The 15,768-nt window shown below is 62.3% G+C and carries 13 protein-coding genes; 4 read left to right on the forward strand and 9 right to left on the reverse strand.

Annotated features, from left to right (window positions below; genetic code table 11):
* Nucleotides 1-48: 48 nt before the first annotated feature.
* Genes NCT05_RS13010 through NCT05_RS13020 form a run of 3 tightly spaced genes read right to left on the reverse strand, consistent with a single transcriptional unit; the run spans nt 49 to nt 2,914 of the window.
* The gene (locus NCT05_RS13010) at nt 49-1,374 is read right to left on the reverse strand and encodes a Rieske 2Fe-2S domain-containing protein (protein ID WP_250502439.1); all 1,326 of its coding nucleotides are present in this window, start codon (nt 1,372-1,374) and stop codon (nt 49-51) included.
* Between the two features lie 38 nt (nt 1,375-1,412).
* Complete coding sequence (locus NCT05_RS13015) at nt 1,413-1,844, reverse strand: bacteriohemerythrin (protein ID WP_250502440.1); 432 nt, start codon at nt 1,842-1,844, stop codon at nt 1,413-1,415.
* Nucleotides 1,845-1,879: 35 nt separating this feature from the next.
* Nucleotides 1,880-2,914, reverse strand: a complete 1,035-nt coding sequence (locus tag NCT05_RS13020) for a Rieske 2Fe-2S domain-containing protein (RefSeq protein ID WP_250502441.1) — start codon at nt 2,912-2,914, stop codon at nt 1,880-1,882.
* 219 nt (nt 2,915-3,133) lie between these two features.
* Between NCT05_RS13020 and NCT05_RS13025 the strand changes: the two genes are divergently transcribed.
* A complete protein-coding gene (locus NCT05_RS13025) occupies nt 3,134-4,366 on the forward strand; it encodes a LysR family transcriptional regulator (RefSeq protein WP_250502442.1) in 1,233 nt (410 codons plus the stop codon).
* 267 nt (nt 4,367-4,633) lie between these two features.
* Nucleotides 4,634-5,863, forward strand: a complete 1,230-nt coding sequence (locus tag NCT05_RS13030; protein WP_250502443.1) for a porin — start codon at nt 4,634-4,636, stop codon at nt 5,861-5,863.
* A gap of 44 nt (nt 5,864-5,907) precedes the next feature.
* Here the strand turns inward: NCT05_RS13030 and NCT05_RS13035 are convergent, their stop codons facing one another.
* Genes NCT05_RS13035 through NCT05_RS13060 form a run of 6 tightly spaced genes read right to left on the reverse strand, consistent with a single transcriptional unit; the run spans nt 5,908 to nt 12,070 of the window.
* Nucleotides 5,908-6,714, reverse strand: coding sequence for a FadR/GntR family transcriptional regulator (locus tag NCT05_RS13035; protein ID WP_250502444.1), 807 nt, complete (start codon nt 6,712-6,714; stop codon nt 5,908-5,910).
* 47 nt (nt 6,715-6,761) lie between these two features.
* Nucleotides 6,762-7,205, reverse strand: coding sequence for a Zn-ribbon domain-containing OB-fold protein (locus NCT05_RS13040; RefSeq protein ID WP_250502445.1), 444 nt, complete (start codon nt 7,203-7,205; stop codon nt 6,762-6,764).
* Complete coding sequence (locus NCT05_RS13045; RefSeq protein ID WP_250502446.1) at nt 7,202-8,386, reverse strand: thiolase C-terminal domain-containing protein; 1,185 nt, start codon at nt 8,384-8,386, stop codon at nt 7,202-7,204. The genes NCT05_RS13040 and NCT05_RS13045 overlap by 4 nt, the downstream gene beginning before the upstream one ends.
* Entirely contained in the window at nt 8,383-9,699 is a 1,317-nt protein-coding gene (locus tag NCT05_RS13050; RefSeq protein WP_250502447.1) for a CaiB/BaiF CoA transferase family protein, read from the reverse strand. The genes NCT05_RS13045 and NCT05_RS13050 overlap by 4 nt, the downstream gene beginning before the upstream one ends.
* A 58-nt stretch (nt 9,700-9,757) precedes the next feature.
* On the reverse strand, nt 9,758-10,720 hold the full coding sequence (locus NCT05_RS13055; RefSeq protein ID WP_250502448.1) for a PDR/VanB family oxidoreductase: 963 nt from the start codon (nt 10,718-10,720) through the stop codon (nt 9,758-9,760).
* 27 nt (nt 10,721-10,747) lie between these two features.
* Nucleotides 10,748-12,070, reverse strand: a complete 1,323-nt coding sequence (locus tag NCT05_RS13060; protein WP_250502449.1) for a Rieske 2Fe-2S domain-containing protein — start codon at nt 12,068-12,070, stop codon at nt 10,748-10,750.
* A gap of 160 nt (nt 12,071-12,230) precedes the next feature.
* Between NCT05_RS13060 and NCT05_RS13065 the strand changes: the two genes are divergently transcribed.
* Nucleotides 12,231-13,730, forward strand: coding sequence for an MFS transporter (locus NCT05_RS13065; protein WP_250502450.1), 1,500 nt, complete (start codon nt 12,231-12,233; stop codon nt 13,728-13,730).
* A complete protein-coding gene (locus NCT05_RS13070; protein ID WP_250502451.1) occupies nt 13,727-14,818 on the forward strand; it encodes a CaiB/BaiF CoA transferase family protein in 1,092 nt (363 codons plus the stop codon). The genes NCT05_RS13065 and NCT05_RS13070 overlap by 4 nt, the downstream gene beginning before the upstream one ends.
* Nucleotides 14,819-15,768: the final 950 nt, after the last annotated feature.

Consider the following 15,768-nt stretch of genomic DNA (forward strand, 5'->3'; position numbering starts at 1 on the left):
AACATTTTCTTGTCAGGCGTCCCGTGGGAAGCGCCTTCACATGCCGCTTCAAGTCGTGCAGTTGTCGATCTGCCCAGTCTCGTTCGCACCGCTCCAGCGAACCGCGGTTTTCAGTTGCGCGGCATAAGCCGCTTCAAACTGCACGTTGGGGTCATGCAGGAACGATCCGGCGCGCGCACCGAAGAAGATTTCCGGATCGCGTGCACCCGGCGGAAAGGCAGCTTTGTCGCGCATGGCGTCCACCGCCTGAATCAAACGGCGCCGCGTACGCGCGATCATCTGATCGGTCGGCGCCAGATGTTCATAGCTGTGATCGACGATCGGTCCCATGCTTTCGGTCACGGCCTGATCCTGCATCGTGATGTTCGCGATGCCGGTGTATTGCGTGCCGTGACGCTGCGATTCGCGGTCGATGCCCCAGTCGTTGCGGCTGTCATCGACACAGCGCCAGCGGCCGAACCAGTCGGTGGTTCGCGGCGCGTACTCGAACGGCGCAAACAACGGCTCGCCCGTCTTCAGGGTCGACGAGTACGCGGGGTTGCCCTCGTCCACGCCACATGTGATGTCGAACAGCATCGAGTGTTCGTCGTTCATCGGCACCCATGCGCGCGCGATGGCACGGCTCGCGAAGCGATTGTTGGGCGTCTGGGTCCAGAACGGAAACATGAAGTGCGCGACTCGCCAGGAACGGGCCCCGTCGTCGTTCGGACGATACCCGCCGTACATCGTGCCCCACTCCGTGTTCGACACGGCGTACTCGGGAGCGCGATTCAGGATCGTCGGACGCATCGGATGACCTTCGTCGAGATCGTCGACCGTCAAGGATCCGACATGGAGAAATCCCACGTGCGAGGTATCGATGTCGCCTTCGAGCGCCTGCAGCCAGTTGCAGTCGCGTTGCAAGCACCAGATCTCGTTGTCTTCGACCAGATTGGCCTCGATCATGGGCAGCGCAGGCGGATTGTCCTGGTCTTCTCCCATATAGACCCAGATCAGCCCGTGACGCTCCGCCGTGCGATACGCCTTGGCATGCACTTTTTCCTTGAAACTCTGATGCGGCGGCACGCTCGGCATATCGACGCAGTTGCCGCTGACATCGAATTTCCAGCCGTGGTACACGCAGCGGATGCCGCTTTCCTCGTTGCGCCCGAGAAACAACGATGCGCAGCGATGCGGACAGCGGTGGTCCAGAATGCCCACGCGACCTTCGCTGTCGCGAAAGCCGAGCAATTTCTCGCCGAGTATCATCAGGCGGACCGGATCGCCATCCGGCTTCAACTCGCTTGATTTTGCGGCGGGCACCCAGTATTGGCGCATCAGCGTGCCCATCGGTGTGCCCGGACCCACACGAGTCAGATCTGCAAGAGTCGTCACTTCATATCCTTGACTTCGGTAACAAAATTCATCGGCTATCAAAGCGCCGTATGCTCGAATTGAAGACGCCGGAATACGACGGGTTTGCCGCCGTGCTGACGCTTCACCAGCCAGTGAGCCAACGCGGAATCCAGATGAGTGGCATGACCCGGAAACCATTCCGCCAAAGCATCGACGAACCGGCGCACATGAACGCGGTCGCCCTCGTCGACGAGTTGCCGGATGTCTCTCGCCGAGCGCATGACGGCTGCGTGCTCATCGACATGACAGGCACGCGGCGGAAACGCCGTGGTTTCCATCAACCGGTTCTCTTCGTCGAAATGCGCTTCGAGGTGCTCGATCAGGCGATCCAGCGTGTGCGGTACGTCCGCATCCGCGCACTGCTGCAGGTTGCCGACGCATTCCACGAACTCGCGATGCGTGTCGTCCATCGGCTCATAGCCGAGCACGAAGCCGTTGTCCCATTCCATCGTTCTTGTCCCTTTCGCCGCTGCCGTGTGGCAGCTCACTGAACCGAGGCTTCGCTCGCCATCAGGTTGTCGAGCACCAGACGGGCGCGTGTCGCAGCGCCGTCGCTTGCAATGCCGACGAAACGCATGTCCGGCGTATCGGTGATGCGCGCCTGCTGAGCCTCGAGCGCGCGCTCGTCTTCACAGATCGTTTCGTGGAACTGGTCGAACAACATCTCGGGCACACCGGATTCAGCCGGAGCGTTCGTGCAGATGCTCCAGATGTAGTGCGTCGTCGTTTCCGTTTCCGGCGTCACGCCGTGAACATTCAGGAGCTGGAAGCCATTGTCGCGACGCCCTTCGTACGCGCCGGTTCCGACCTCACACGCGCCCGCGTTGACGCGCAGCACATTGCCCTTGACCGGTTCGTATTCGACCGTCTGCCAGCGATCGACATTGCCCTTGAAGCCGCCGGCGCGGACGTAGGTTTTCGGCGGCACCGAATCCGGCATCTTGCGCAGCAGGGTCACTTTCGTGCCGTCGAACCGTACGGAGGTATCGGCATTGAAGTGAGCCTGCGGATTGCCGCCGATCGTATTGGCATGAATGTAGGCAACGTGCGTCAGGTCCAGGATGTTGTCCACGAGCAGTTGCCAGTTCGACTTCACATGCATCGTGTAAGGGCGCCAGCTCCATTGCGGATCCACATGCTCCGGGTTGCCGAGGATGGCGGCCGGATCGGCCTTCTCCGGATCGCCCATCCAGATCCAGATCAATGCGTCACGCTCGATGACGGGATAGGAGCGAACGTTGGCGGCGGGCGGGATGCGGTCCTGATTCGGGATGCGTGTGCACGCGCCGGCTGCATTGAATTCCAGTCCGTGATACGGACATCGAATGATGTCGCCGTCCACATGTCCCTTGCTGAGCGGCATGGCGCGATGACTGCAACGGTCCATCAATGCACTGATGACGCCCGCCTCGGTACGGAACAACACGACCGGTTCGTTGAGAAAGACTCGGGCCAGGCACTTGCCCGGCGTGAGGTCGGCCGAAAAGGCGGCGACGTACCACATGTTTCGCAGGAACATTTTTGTCTCCATCGTCTCTTGCTTTGTTCTCAGGCGTTGCACGCCGAGTTGTGGGGAAGAGCAAGTTGAGGAATGTTAGATGGAGCAACGCAGAGCGGGATTCGAAGCACCCGCACGATATTCAAAAACCGACATCTTGTTGAGAACGATGCTATAAGCACGCTATAGCGCTAGCCACTCGACATTGAAAACATGAACACTTCGGGAACGACGCAGAACATGGAACTCGAAGCCATGAGCGTCTTTCAGCTGAATCTGCGCCACCTCTACGCGTTGATGGCGATCGACGAACATCGCAGCATCAGCGCGGCGGCGACGGCTGTGGGTCTGAGCCAGCCCGCGTTGACCCAGGGCATCCTGAAACTGGAAAGCCAGCTCGGACTGGAGCTGTTCGAGCGCAGGTCGAACGGCATCGTGCCGACGTCCGCCGGCACGCTCATGCTGGAGCGCATTGCGGCAAGCATGGGGCATCTGAGCGCGGGTTGCCGCCTGGTCACGGGCGCGGACTTCGCCCCCGAGCGGCGTCTCACCATGACGCAGTTACGCGCGTTTCTTGCACTGGCGAAGACACGCAGCTTTGCCGCCGCAGCGAACGAACTCGGTTCGTCGCAGCCGGCGGTGCATCGCGCCATGCGGGAACTCGAAGAGGCGCTGGACCGCAAGCTGGTCGAGCGCCGCACGCGAGGCGTTCACGTCACGTTCCATGGCGACCGCTTCGCACGAAGCTGCTGGCTGGCCATCCGGGAGCTGAAGGCGGCGTTGTCGGAACTGGGCCTCGATCCGCAAAATCCGGTGTTGCTGATCGGCACCACGCCGCTTGCCCGCGCCTTCCTCGTGCCCGAAGTGATGTCCATGATGGTGGCCGAACAGTTTTCGGCCAACTTTCGCGTGCTCGAAGGGAGTTGGGCAGACCTCGTCGAGTCGCTGCGCGATGGCGAAATTGATCTCATCGTGGGAGAGCAGCCCGAGACCAGCATGGCGGACCTCAAGTGCACGGCGCTCTATACCGAAGCGCCCGTCGTCGTCGCAGGTCATCAGCATGAACTTGCGGGCAAGCGAAACCCGTCGCATCAAACGCTGGCTTCGTATCCGTGGATCATCTCTCCCGAAGCTTCGCCGCTCCGCACCGAGTGGGAAGAACTGTTCGCCCGAAATCGGCCGCAGACGCCCGTGGAGTGCGGCTCGATCATGATCATCGGCCGCATGCTCAGCAGCAGCAACATGCTGACGCTGGCGTTGCCCGACCAGGTCGCGCTCCAGATCCGCAGCGGACTGCTCGCCCGGATCGGTGAACCGCTTGCCGCCAGTGCAGTGACGATCGGCGTGACCACGCGGCAAAGCTGGCGTCTGACCGGCGCTCAGCGACGATTCCTCGATCTCCTGCGCCAGGTCTCGCACGACCTCGGCGTTCCGACCCGACGCAAGTCGATGATCGAATCGACCTGGAATTGACGAAGCCGCACGGTGCAATGCACCGTGCGCGCGAACGGCTGTCGATCCCTCTTTGGTCCACCAATTCGGTTGGCCAGTCTATTCCGTTTCTTTCATCTCCACAGTCCGTACAAGCCCTCAAGCAACACTGCTTGTCAGGGTTCTCCGCGATTTGACAGCAGGACACTTCAACTTCTACGATTGGCCCACCAGTTTTGGTGGACCAATTTGAGTGGTCCAGTGTATTCTGCACGCATACCTACATTCATAAACTCGACGGAGGAGACATTGAGAAAGTTCACGCTCGCGGTAAGCGCGTTGGCCGGCATCACCGCATTGCCGGCACACGCCCAGTCATCAGTCACGCTCTACGGACTCATCGACCAGGGCTTCAACTACACCAGCAACGTCCAGACGGGCCGCAGCGGCGGAGCACTGGTCGGCAAGCATCAGTACGCGATGTCCGACGGCGCAACCGGGATTGGAGGAAGCCGCTGGGGACTGAGAGGCGCCGAGGACATCGGTGGCGGATACAAGGCTGTCTTCACGCTGGAGAACGGCTTCAACATCAACACGGGCGGCCTCGCGCAGGGAGGCTTGATGTTCGGACGTCAAGCGTTCGTCGGCATGGACACGCCGCTCGGGCTGGTCACGGTCGGGCGTCAATACACCGTCGTGAGCGACATGCTGGCGTCATTCTCGGAAGCAGGCGAAGTCCCGGGCCACATGGGCGCCAATCCCGACGATTTCGATGATCTCGGCCACTCCATCCGCGTCAACAACACCATCAAGTTCCGAAGCGCCGATTTCGCGGGCGTGACCGTGGGCGGGCTGTACTCGCTCGGCGGCGTGGCCGGGTCGCCGGGGCGAAATCAGGTCTGGTCGCTGGCCGCCACGTATAAGGCAGGCGCTTTCGGCGCGGGCGTCGGCTATGTGAATGCCCGGGATCCCAACCTGTCCTTCTTTGGAACGAACGGAAACGCGGGCGGAAGCACGGTCAACAACATGGGCGCGGCGGGCTCGGCCACGACGGGGCAAACCAACCCTGTGTATGCAGGATTCGCGTCGGCGAGCACGTATCAGATTCTTATCGCCGGCGCCAAATATTATTTCGGAGCGCTGACACTCGGCGGAACGTACACGCACGCCAGCTTCGATGGACTCGGCAACACGACGGCAGGTCCAAATCCTCAGCGTTACACAGGAACGGCCGTACTGAATAACGGCGAGGTGAATGCCACGTATGCCTTCACGCCGGCCTTCCTCGTCAATGCTGCGTATAGCTACACGCGCAAGGCAAGCGTGGGGTCGTTCGGCGAGGCAAGTTATCAGCAGGGGACGTTGTCGGCGGCCTATCTGCTCTCCAAGCGGACGCGGCTGTATGCGCTGGCCATCTATCAGAAGGCGTCTGGAACAGACTCGCTGGGACAGCCTGCTGTCGCTTCGATCACCCAGCTGACCGCATCCTCGACCGACCATCAGCTACTGGTGCGACTGGGGATTGTCCACACCTTCTGAGCGGTTCGGCACTTCCGAGGGACAAGACGAAAAGGCGCGGCCGATCAATCGAATTGATTTGCCGCGCGCTTCGAAGATGTTTTCCTGGCGGACTTCGCGGGCGCAGTGTCTTCATCGCCGAGGATTTCATTCCAGGCGTCGACAGCGCTCGAGAAATGCCCTTCCATCAGCGCGATGGCCTTCTTCACATCGCGCTTCTTCACGGCCTCGTAAAGTTTGGCGTGATGTTCCGCCGAGGTCGCGCCGCGTGCCGGATCGGCGAACAACGCAAAGCGCCGGCTCTCGGAAATGCGATAGAACGAGTTCAGCAAACGGACCAGCACTTCGTTATGCGCGCAGCGTGCGAGCGCCATGTGGAAGGCGGTGTCCTGAACCGAGATGTTGCCCTTGTTGGACAGGACAGCCTTCGTCGCATCGATGATGGACACGAGGCCGTCGAGGTCCGCCTCGGTGCGACGCTCGCAGGCGAGCTGCACCGCGCGGAGTTCCAGCGCCCACCGTACCTCGAGGGTTTCCTTGACCTCCTTCATGGAGGGCTCGGAGCCCATCTCGGTCAGCAGCACGATGGTCTCGAAGCTACTGTCAGTCGACATCCGGCGCAGATAGATGCCGGAGTTCGGGCGGGATTCGATCACGCGCAACGCGCTCAGCGTGGACAAGGCCTCGCGCAGCGCGTTACGTCCGACACCGAAACGCTCGGCCAATGCCCGCTCGGACGGCAATCGTTCGCCGCTTTCGTAGCCGCGCTCCTTGAAGAACGCGAGCATCTTCCCGACGAGCTCTGAGCGGGGGGTTGCCTCGCGCGTTGCGGCGGACGTAGGTTCCATGTCGCTTACCGAAGGAGTTGCCATGTTGGTCGTGAAATTATACAGGCGGCCTCGTGTGAATCCCGCAGCTTTCAGGTCGCCAGTGTCCAGTTGAGAAGGCTGTAGGCAGGCGTCGAATCCGGATGATGTTCGGCTACTCCAACAACAGAAGCACCTATCGCGACTTCCTGGCTCGGATCGCCCAGCAGGTTTCCCAACATGCGGATATTGCCGGCTTCCGGAAGCTCGACCAGGACGACCAGATAGGGACGATGCCCGACGAGCGCCGGATGCGACGGATGCCAGATCCGTTCCCAACTGAAGATCCTGCCGCGCGGCTCGACTTCCTCCCAGACCGGATCGAAGCGCCGGCAGGCGTGACAGATCCACTCAGGTCCGAACTGCCAGGTGCGACAAGCGGGACACCGCTGAACCAGCAGCCTTTCACTGCGCAAGCCGTTCCAGAACGGGGCTGAAACGCCATCGGGCTCGGGAACCGGTATGGGCAGTCCCTCGGGCAAGTAGAAATCGTTCATAGCGTCGCCTCCGAACCGAGAATCAGGCTGCTGGCGGGCGCGACCATCGGGCCGCCGATCACGAGCGCCACGTCCCGGTTCGCCGCCTGGCTGGTGGACTCACCCCTGACCTGACGCGCCGCTTCGATCACGAGCTGGAAGCCCTGCAAATAGCATTCGCCCAGGTTGCCTCCGCTGGTATTCAGCGGCAACGCGCCGGACGGCGCGCTGAGATTTTCGAGCGTCAGGAAGTCGTTGATGTCCTCGGGAGCGAAGAAGCCGTGTTCGCACAGCGACATCGCAACGCCGCCCGTGAAGTTCTCGTAGGCCTGGACCGAACCGACATCGGCGGGCCGGACCTGGGCCATCTCGAACAGGTCGACGGCCACCGCCGAGTAGTTGGCCGAGCCATAGGACGGCGCATTGTGCGGACTCGCGCCGGCGCGCCACTCCGCTCCGCTGGCGGCCCCGAGCATGTACACCGGCGGCCGCGCGAAATCCCGCGCCCTGTCCGCCGCGACGAGAACGATGGCGCCCGCGCCATCGTTCTCCATGCAGCAGTCGAAGAGGCGAAACGGTTCGACGATCCAGCGCGACGCGTCATAGGCGTCTTCCGTCAGCGGCTTGCCATGCATGACCGCGCGCGGGTTGGCCTGTGCATGACGATTCGATGCCAGCGCGATGGCCCGCAGCGCCTCCCGTCCGACGCCATGCTCGTGCATGAAACGCTGGACCCGCAGCGCGAACTTCTGCGGCGGCGCCAGCACGCCGTAGGGCATCTGATAGGCCATGTCGCCGGACACGGTGGTCTTCGGCGCGGCCTGGCCGAATCGGCCGAACTGTCCCTGCGCAAGGCCGCGATAGACCACCACGCACTCCGCCATGCCGGCATGGATGGCCGCCGCGCCGTTTGCCACCGCGGCAGCGCATCCGCCTCCCCCGCCGCCCCATTGCATCGTCGTCGAGCGCATGCGCTTGACGCCAAGCGCCGTCGCCAGGCGGACTGCGTCATTCCGGTCCTCGCCGAACGACGCGAATCCGTCGATGTCGGCCGGGTCGATGCCGGCATCGCTGCACGCGGCCAGCACCGCTTGCAGCACGAGCTTGAACTCCGGATGCGGAGACTTGCCGAACCGGAAGTATTCGCTCTCGCCCACGCCGACTACGGCCACGCGCCCACGAAGCGTCCGGCCGTCGCTCACGTCGTCACCTCGCTTCCGCTCGGCGCTGCGTTCCCCGCGGAGACAGGGGCCGGGCAACTGTAGACGGAACCGCTCTCGATCAAGGCGGCCGCCGTCGCCGCGTCGTAACCCAGCACTTCGGTCAGCACCGCATGACTGTTCTCACCGATGCCCGGAGCCGGCCGCGGGTCCGCCACCGGCGTTTCGCTGAAGCGGAACGGAAGGCTCACGTTCGGCAGCCAGCCGAGTTCCGGATGCTCAAGACGCGTCACGAGCTTGCGCTCACGCGCTTCCATCGAGCGGATGGCCTCGCCCACCGAGCGCACTTCACCGCATGGAATCGAGGCCGCCCGCATGCGCTGCTGCCAGTGCGACCAGGGATGTTGCGCGAATGCCTTGTCGAGGATCTCGAACAGTTCCGCACGCCGGGCGATGCGGCCATTGCGGTCAGCGAGCACCGGGTCGTTCGCGAGCTCGGGCATTTCCAGCACCTGATTTGCGAGTCGCTGGAAGATCTTGTTGTTGCCGCAGTTGATATAGAACGCCTTGTCGGACGCCTTGAACACGCCCGATGGACAGGTGTCCGGACTGGTATTGCCGTGCCGCTGCGGCTCCGCTCCTGAAAACAGGTGCTGCAAGGTTGCATACCCCGTCATCAGCACGGCATTGTCGAACAGCGAAACCTCCACGGCCTGACCCTTGCCCGTGCGCTCGCGCGAGACCAGCGCGGCCAGCATCGCGTTGCTCGCCATCATCGCGGTGCTGATGTCCATCACCGGCGAGAGCGCGCGCACGCCCAGCCGGTCCGGATAGCCGTTCATCGAAACGAAGCCGCTCTCCGCCTGCGCGATCGGGTCGAAGCCCAGGCGGTCCGCGAATGCGCCTTCCCGGCCGTAAGCCGAGACCGAACAGTAAATGACTTCGGGATTGGTCTCCCGAATGGTCTTGTAGTCGAGGCCCAGCCGCTCCATGACGCCGGTCGAGAAGTTTTCGGCGACCACATCCGCCGATGCAATCAACTCCCGGGCAATCCTGCGGCCATCTTCCGACTTCAGATCCAGCGCAATGCTGCGCTTGTTGCGATTCGACCAGATATACGGTGCGCCGAGACTCGGATCCTGCGGATGCGCCGGCGGATAGTAGCGGAACTCGTCGCCGCGGTTCGGCGCTTCGATCTTGATCACTTCGGCGCCGAGATCGGCCAGCATCATCGTGGCGAACGGCCCGGCAATGAAATGCGTGAAGTCGACGACCCGGATACCGGCAAGCGCGGTCGGAGCATTCGCGGGCCGAGCCTCGTGCTCGGGGAAATCTTCGACAAACTGGGAAAGCATAAGTCTCCTCACTTGACGCGCGTCTGGCCGCGCGCATGACGTGCAGTCATTTTTCGAGTTACAGGTCGAGAACCAGCGTGGGCGACACGGACCCGGAGCAGCACACCATGATCGCGGTGTTGCTGGCCTTCTCTTCGTCGGTCAGGAAGTCGTCGCGATGGTCCGGAACGCCGTCGATGACGCCGGTCCGGCAGGTTCCGCAGACGCCGGTCGAGCAGGCGTATTGAACGTTCACGCCCTCGTCGAGCAGCGCGTCAAGGATGGACTTGCCGGCGGAGACGGGAATCTTCCGGCCACAACGCTTCAGTACGACCTCGAATCCGCCCTCGGTTGCCGACTCGCTCGCCGCCGCGAATCGCTCGAAGTGCACGTGGTCCTTCGGCAGCGAAGCGCAGGCGTCGATGAATGCATCGACCATGCCTCGCGGACCGCAGCAATAGAAATGCGTGCCGTCGGGCGCTTCATCGATGATGCGGCGCAGGTCCATCCGGGCGCCGTCGTTTTCGAAGTGCATGGTGACGCGAGCGTCCGCTTCCGGCAGCAGGGCGAGGTCTTCCGCGTAGGCCGCGCGCTGACGATAGCGGACGCCATAATGCAATTGCCACGGCGAGCCCAGGCGTTCGAGCCGCCGGATCATCGAGACGATCGGCGTGATGCCGATACCGCCGCAGAAGAACACCGAGTGGGCCGCGCTTTCGCACAGCGGGAAGTCGTTCAGCGGTGACGAAATCGTGAAGCGGTCGCCGATGCGCGGCGTGCCATGCATCCACAGGGATCCGCCGCGCCCGGACGCTTCGAGCTGAACGGCGATTACATAGCGGTGCCGTTCGTGCGGGTCGTTCAGCAGCGAGTAGCTGCGCACCCGGTTCTCGGGAAGATACAGGTCGATGTGCGCGCCGGCTTCGAACGCGGGAAGCTCGGGCGAATCGATCGGACGGAACTCGAAAGAGAAGACGTCTTCGGCTTCGAGCCGGATCTGAACGAGACGGACGTCGATTCGTTCGGCGTTGGGCTGTGACATGATGATTGGACGATGAATGAGCGAGTGTTACGGGGTGTAGCCGAAGTCGGCGCCGAGACGCGCCTTCATGTGCTCGGCATCGTCGTCCATCCAGGTGGAGCCGGCCGGCAGCGTCAGCGAGACTGCGCGAACCATCCACAAGTCGGGGTTATCCAGCGGGAAAGGTGGCGTGCGTTCCGCGTCCAGCTTGCGGATGTTTTCGAGCAACAGGCGCCGGGTCATGGCAATGCCCGTATCGCTGATGCCGAGGTTCTCCTTGCGGCGGTCGTAGATGGGCGCCACGCCCGACTGGCAGGCGGCGTCCTGTACCCAGAGGCCGGGCAGCCCGGAGAACCAGGTCTTCTTTTGTGCGTCGTAGTTGAACAGGAAGCCCGACTCCAGGTTGAATTTGGTCCAGTACTTCGCATAAGGCTGCGACACCGGACGAGGCGCGAACGCGTCCTTGCTCGCGTGACCAGTCTCACGACCGGCATAGCCCTCTTCGAAGACCTTGCGTGACTTTTCGTAAAGCGGCGTGGCCGGCGTGTACGAGAACATCAGGCACAGCGTGTTCTCGTCGTCGAGGGGCACCCATGCATGACCGCTCAACTCGGGATACTTCGATTGCGGCGGTACGAGGGTATAGAACGGGAAGAGGAACTGATTCACGCGCCAGTAGTAATTCGCTTCATCCAGCATGCGGCGCGAGGCAATGCTGATGCCGAAATCGCGACGCTTGCATTCGAAGACCGGGCGCAAGTCCTTCTTCGCGGTCCAGTCGTTGATGGAGCCTTGCGCATCGATTCGTCCATGCAGGATCGGCGCGTGAGCGGAGTCGATCTCACCTTCCACCGCCTGCAGCCAGTTGCACTCCTGGACTCTGAAACTGAAGTGAACGTTTTCCAGCGGCACCATGTTCCATTCGAGCGCGGGCAGCGGCGGCAACGCATCGCGCGGCGCATCGCCCATGTAGGCCCAGACAATCCCGTTGCGCTCCTGGCACGGGTAGTTCTTGATGCGGACCTTCTCTTTCAGGCGGCTCTCTTCCGGCTCGGCGGGCGTATCCATGACCCGGCCGTCCACGCCGAACTGCCAGCCGTGATACACGCAGCGCAGGCCGCACTTCTCGTTGCGTCCGAACACGAGCGGCGCGCCGCGATGCGGACACGCGTGATCGATGAGTCCGACGCGCCCTTCGCTGTCGCGGAACGCAAGCAAGTCTTCGCCGAGCAGCCTGACGCGTTGCGGCTCACCGTCGACCACCAGGTCGGAAGACGGCAGGAAGGGCAGCCAGAACAAGCGCATGAACTGACCGGCGGGGGTGCCGGGACCGACGCGAACCAGCGTCTCGTTGTCTTCGTGGGATAGCATTGTAGTCTCCGCATTCACTAAATTGGTGGGACCAATTTACGATATTTCGACGCAGTGGTCAACGGTGGGATTGATCTCGCGAGACGGATTTTGTCGAGGTAGAAACTCAGGGCCTGATTCGTTGAGCCGCTTTATAGCGCTGTTTTATATGGTTATTTTTATGGATGACGGCTTGTTTCCGGGATTCCAAAGCGATAACACCGGCCCGAGTAGGGATTTCCCGAACTTGGTCGGAAATCGAGTGCAACTTATATTTGCACCTACCAATTTGGCCACCCACATACTAGAACTACTCGGAGGAGACGTGTCCTTGTCATCACGTACGACCATCCCGGCGCCGGTCGACGACAGCCAGGTTGCTCACACCGCGGAGCGCGACGGCGCCCGCACGGTCGCGAAAATCGGCCGCAGACTGATGTGGTATCTGATCGCGCTCTATGTTGTTTCGGTTCTCGACCGTGGCAACCTGAGCTTCGCGTCGTTCTCGATGAACAAGGAGCTGGGCCTGACGCCGCAGATGTACAGCATCGGCCTGGGCATCCTGTTTCTCGGCTACTCCCTGTTCGAGGTGCCGAGCAACCTGGCGCTGGCACGGTTCGGCGCACGCATCACGCTCACGCGCATCGCGATGCTGTTCGGGGTCGTCACCATGTCCATGGCATTCGTGACGGGGCCGGTCAGCTTCTATACCGTGCGGGCCTTGCTGGGCATCGCCGAAGCAGGCCTGACGCCGGGCGTCTTTCTGTTGCTGAGCTACTGGATCCCCGACAGCTATCGCGCCCGATACAACGCCATCTTTTCCTACTCGATTCCCGCTGCGTACGTGCTGGCGTCGCTGGTGTCCGGCGCGATCCTGCAACTCGATGGAACCTTCGGCATCCCGGGATGGAAGTGGCTCTTCGTTCTCGAAGGATTGCCTGCGGTGCTGCTGGGCATCTTCGGTGCGTTCTACCTGACCGATCGCCCGGATCAGGCCAAGTGGCTGTCGAAAGAAGAAAAGATCTGGCTGGCGCGAGAACTCGATAGCGGCGCTTCGGCCAGGTCCGCGACGCACGAACTGAACACGCTGGCCGTGCTCCGGCAGCCGATGCTCTGGGTGCTCATCCTCGGCTACGTGGGCATCTTCTGCGGCAACGCGACGGTCGGCGCCTGGCTTCCGCAGATTCTTCACCTCCACGGCGTATCGCTGAAGAGCATCGGCCTGATCGCCGCGCTGCCGCCGCTCGCCGGCATGATCGGCATGACGCTGTTGTCGCGCCGCTCGGACCGTCGCAAGGAACGGATCGGACATACGGTGGCATGCATGGTCATCGCCGCAGCGGGCTATGGCACCGTCGCGATGTCCGGCGGCCTGGCGGGCGCACTCGTCGGCTTCATGCTCGCGAATATCGGGGTGTATTCGTCGCTCTCCATCTTCTGGTCGATTCCGCAAACCTACCTGCCCCGTCAATCGAGACCCGCGATCATCGCCGTCATCAGTTCGGTCGGAGCGATCGCGGGCGGCTGGGTCGCCCCGCTCCTGATCGGACGGGTGCAACAGGTGACGCACAGCCTGCCGGCGGGCATGATCGTCGCCTCCGTGCTCTTCCTGCTGTCCGCGGTCTGCGTCATGTTCGCTGGCCGGCACATGGCCGCACAAGCCCGTCAGGAGGCTCGATGAGACCGGCCGGACCGCTCTCGGCACTCAAGGTCGTGGAGTTCGGCGCCATCGGTCCCGTTCCCTTCTGCGCGATGCTGCTTGCCGATATGGGCGCCGACGTCATTCAGGTCACCCGCCCCGCGGCCGTCGTTCGGGAGCAGGATTTCATGCAGAGAGGACGACGCTTCGTCCCGCTGGACCTCAAGCGAAGCGAGGACCGGGATGCGGCGTTGCAGCTGGTCTCAGTGGCCGATGTGGTACTGGAAGGCAATCGTCCCGGCGTGATGGAAAAGCTGGGACTAGGACCGGACGTCTGCCTGGAACTGAATCCGCGGCTGGTCTACGGACGCATGACCGGATGGGGACAGGACGGTCCGCTCGCGCTCCGTGCAGGCCATGACATCAACTACATTGCGCTGACCGGCGCACTCGATGCCATCGGCACCGGGCAAGGCCCGGTCGTACCGCTCAATCTCGTCGGAGACTACGGCGGCGGGTCGATGTTCCTCGCCTTCGGCGTGCTCGCGGCGGTGCATGAAGCCCGCAGCAGCGGCCGGGGCCAAGTGGTCGATGCAGCCATGGTCGATGGCGCGAGCTACCTCATGTCCTTGTTTTACCGGCTGCACGCTCAAGACCAATGGCAGGATCCACGCGGAACGAACGCATTGGATGGCGGCGCGCCCTGGTACGGCACCTATCGGACCGCGGATGATCGCTGGATTGCTGTCGGGGCCATCGAAGAGCCGTTCTGGCAGGCCTTGCTTTCCGGACTCGGCATCGTCGCTTCGGACCTGCCGCCGCGAACGGATAAAGCGGGCTGGCCCGCGCTTCGGGAACGGCTCTCCGCGGTGTTTCGCAGCCAGTCCCGCGACCATTGGGCTGCCTTGTTTGCTGACTCGGACGCCTGCGTGAGTCCTGTCCTGAGCATGGAAGAAGCGCACGCACACGAGCATCTGAAAGCACGGAATACGTTCATCGAGGTCGCCGGAACCGTACGGCCCGCCCCGGCCCCACGGTTCAGTGCTTCTGCAGCGGCAATCCAAGAAACGGAGGTCAAGCCGATCGATATAAGGGATGCTATCGATACGTGGCGTCGCCACACGTGGTGACAAGCGTCTCAACAAAGCGAAATCAAGTCCGTCAACGAAACACGAAGAGTTCACTGACCTCCGATAGCTACTCGTTGATGTTTCCGGTCACAATTACAGGACCCGGCATTGCCATAGGTTTGCGCCACGCCACTCAAACTCTACACGGCAGTCTCTTAGTCGCAACGTTGGAACAGCCGATGAGTTCCCAAACGCTTCGTCCGTAGTTAGCCCGCATGAGCGTGTCCGACGCGATGCCGCGCATTGTCCGAAAGTCAGACTGCACGATCAGCTCGACTTATGGAGAGGCTATTCGCACTATTCATCTTCATCCGACATCCTTATAACGGCGCTTCCCGCTGACGTAAGATCGTTTTAGCCCAATTTCTTTCGCCAGACCGGCACCATCGCAGCGATTTCTACGCGGCTGATGCGCCGGAGCGCCAGGCGTCGTCTAATCGACAGTAAAACTTCAAATGAACGCGCTTGCTGCAGTAGCTGCGGTAGTGCTTTCACGCGAATGGCCGGTCCCAACGTCACAACCGACGCCTCGCCAACAGATAGACTGTTCTGCGAGTGACGCTTATTGGCCGAACCGAGTCCTTCGAACCACAGTGCCCGACGCGGCGTGTTCGTGCGAAAGAGGTGTATCAGGGCCATCGGGAATCCGCGCTGTCTTCTCAGCCAAATCGTCCAGCAACATCATATGGCCGCATTTAAGCGCTGATATCTGGAAGGTTTAGAGCGACCCAAGTCGCTCACATAGCGCCGGGACTCCGCGAAGGGTGCGCGGGTCGGCCTTTGTCCGTCGGGCGTAAGCCGACGCCGGCGCTCACGCGACGCTCCGCAACAGGTCGCGCCGCTTGCTTAAGTGGTATCCTCCGAGGAAACCCGTACCAGGCGCAGTGCCCGCCAGGCGTCCAACGGACGCGTCACAGTCGTCTGCCGTCGACAACGAGAAACACAACTCG

The sequence above is a fragment of the Caballeronia sp. AZ7_KS35 genome (assembly GCF_023631045.1).
GTDB classification, from domain to species: domain Bacteria; phylum Pseudomonadota; class Gammaproteobacteria; order Burkholderiales; family Burkholderiaceae; genus Caballeronia; species Caballeronia zhejiangensis.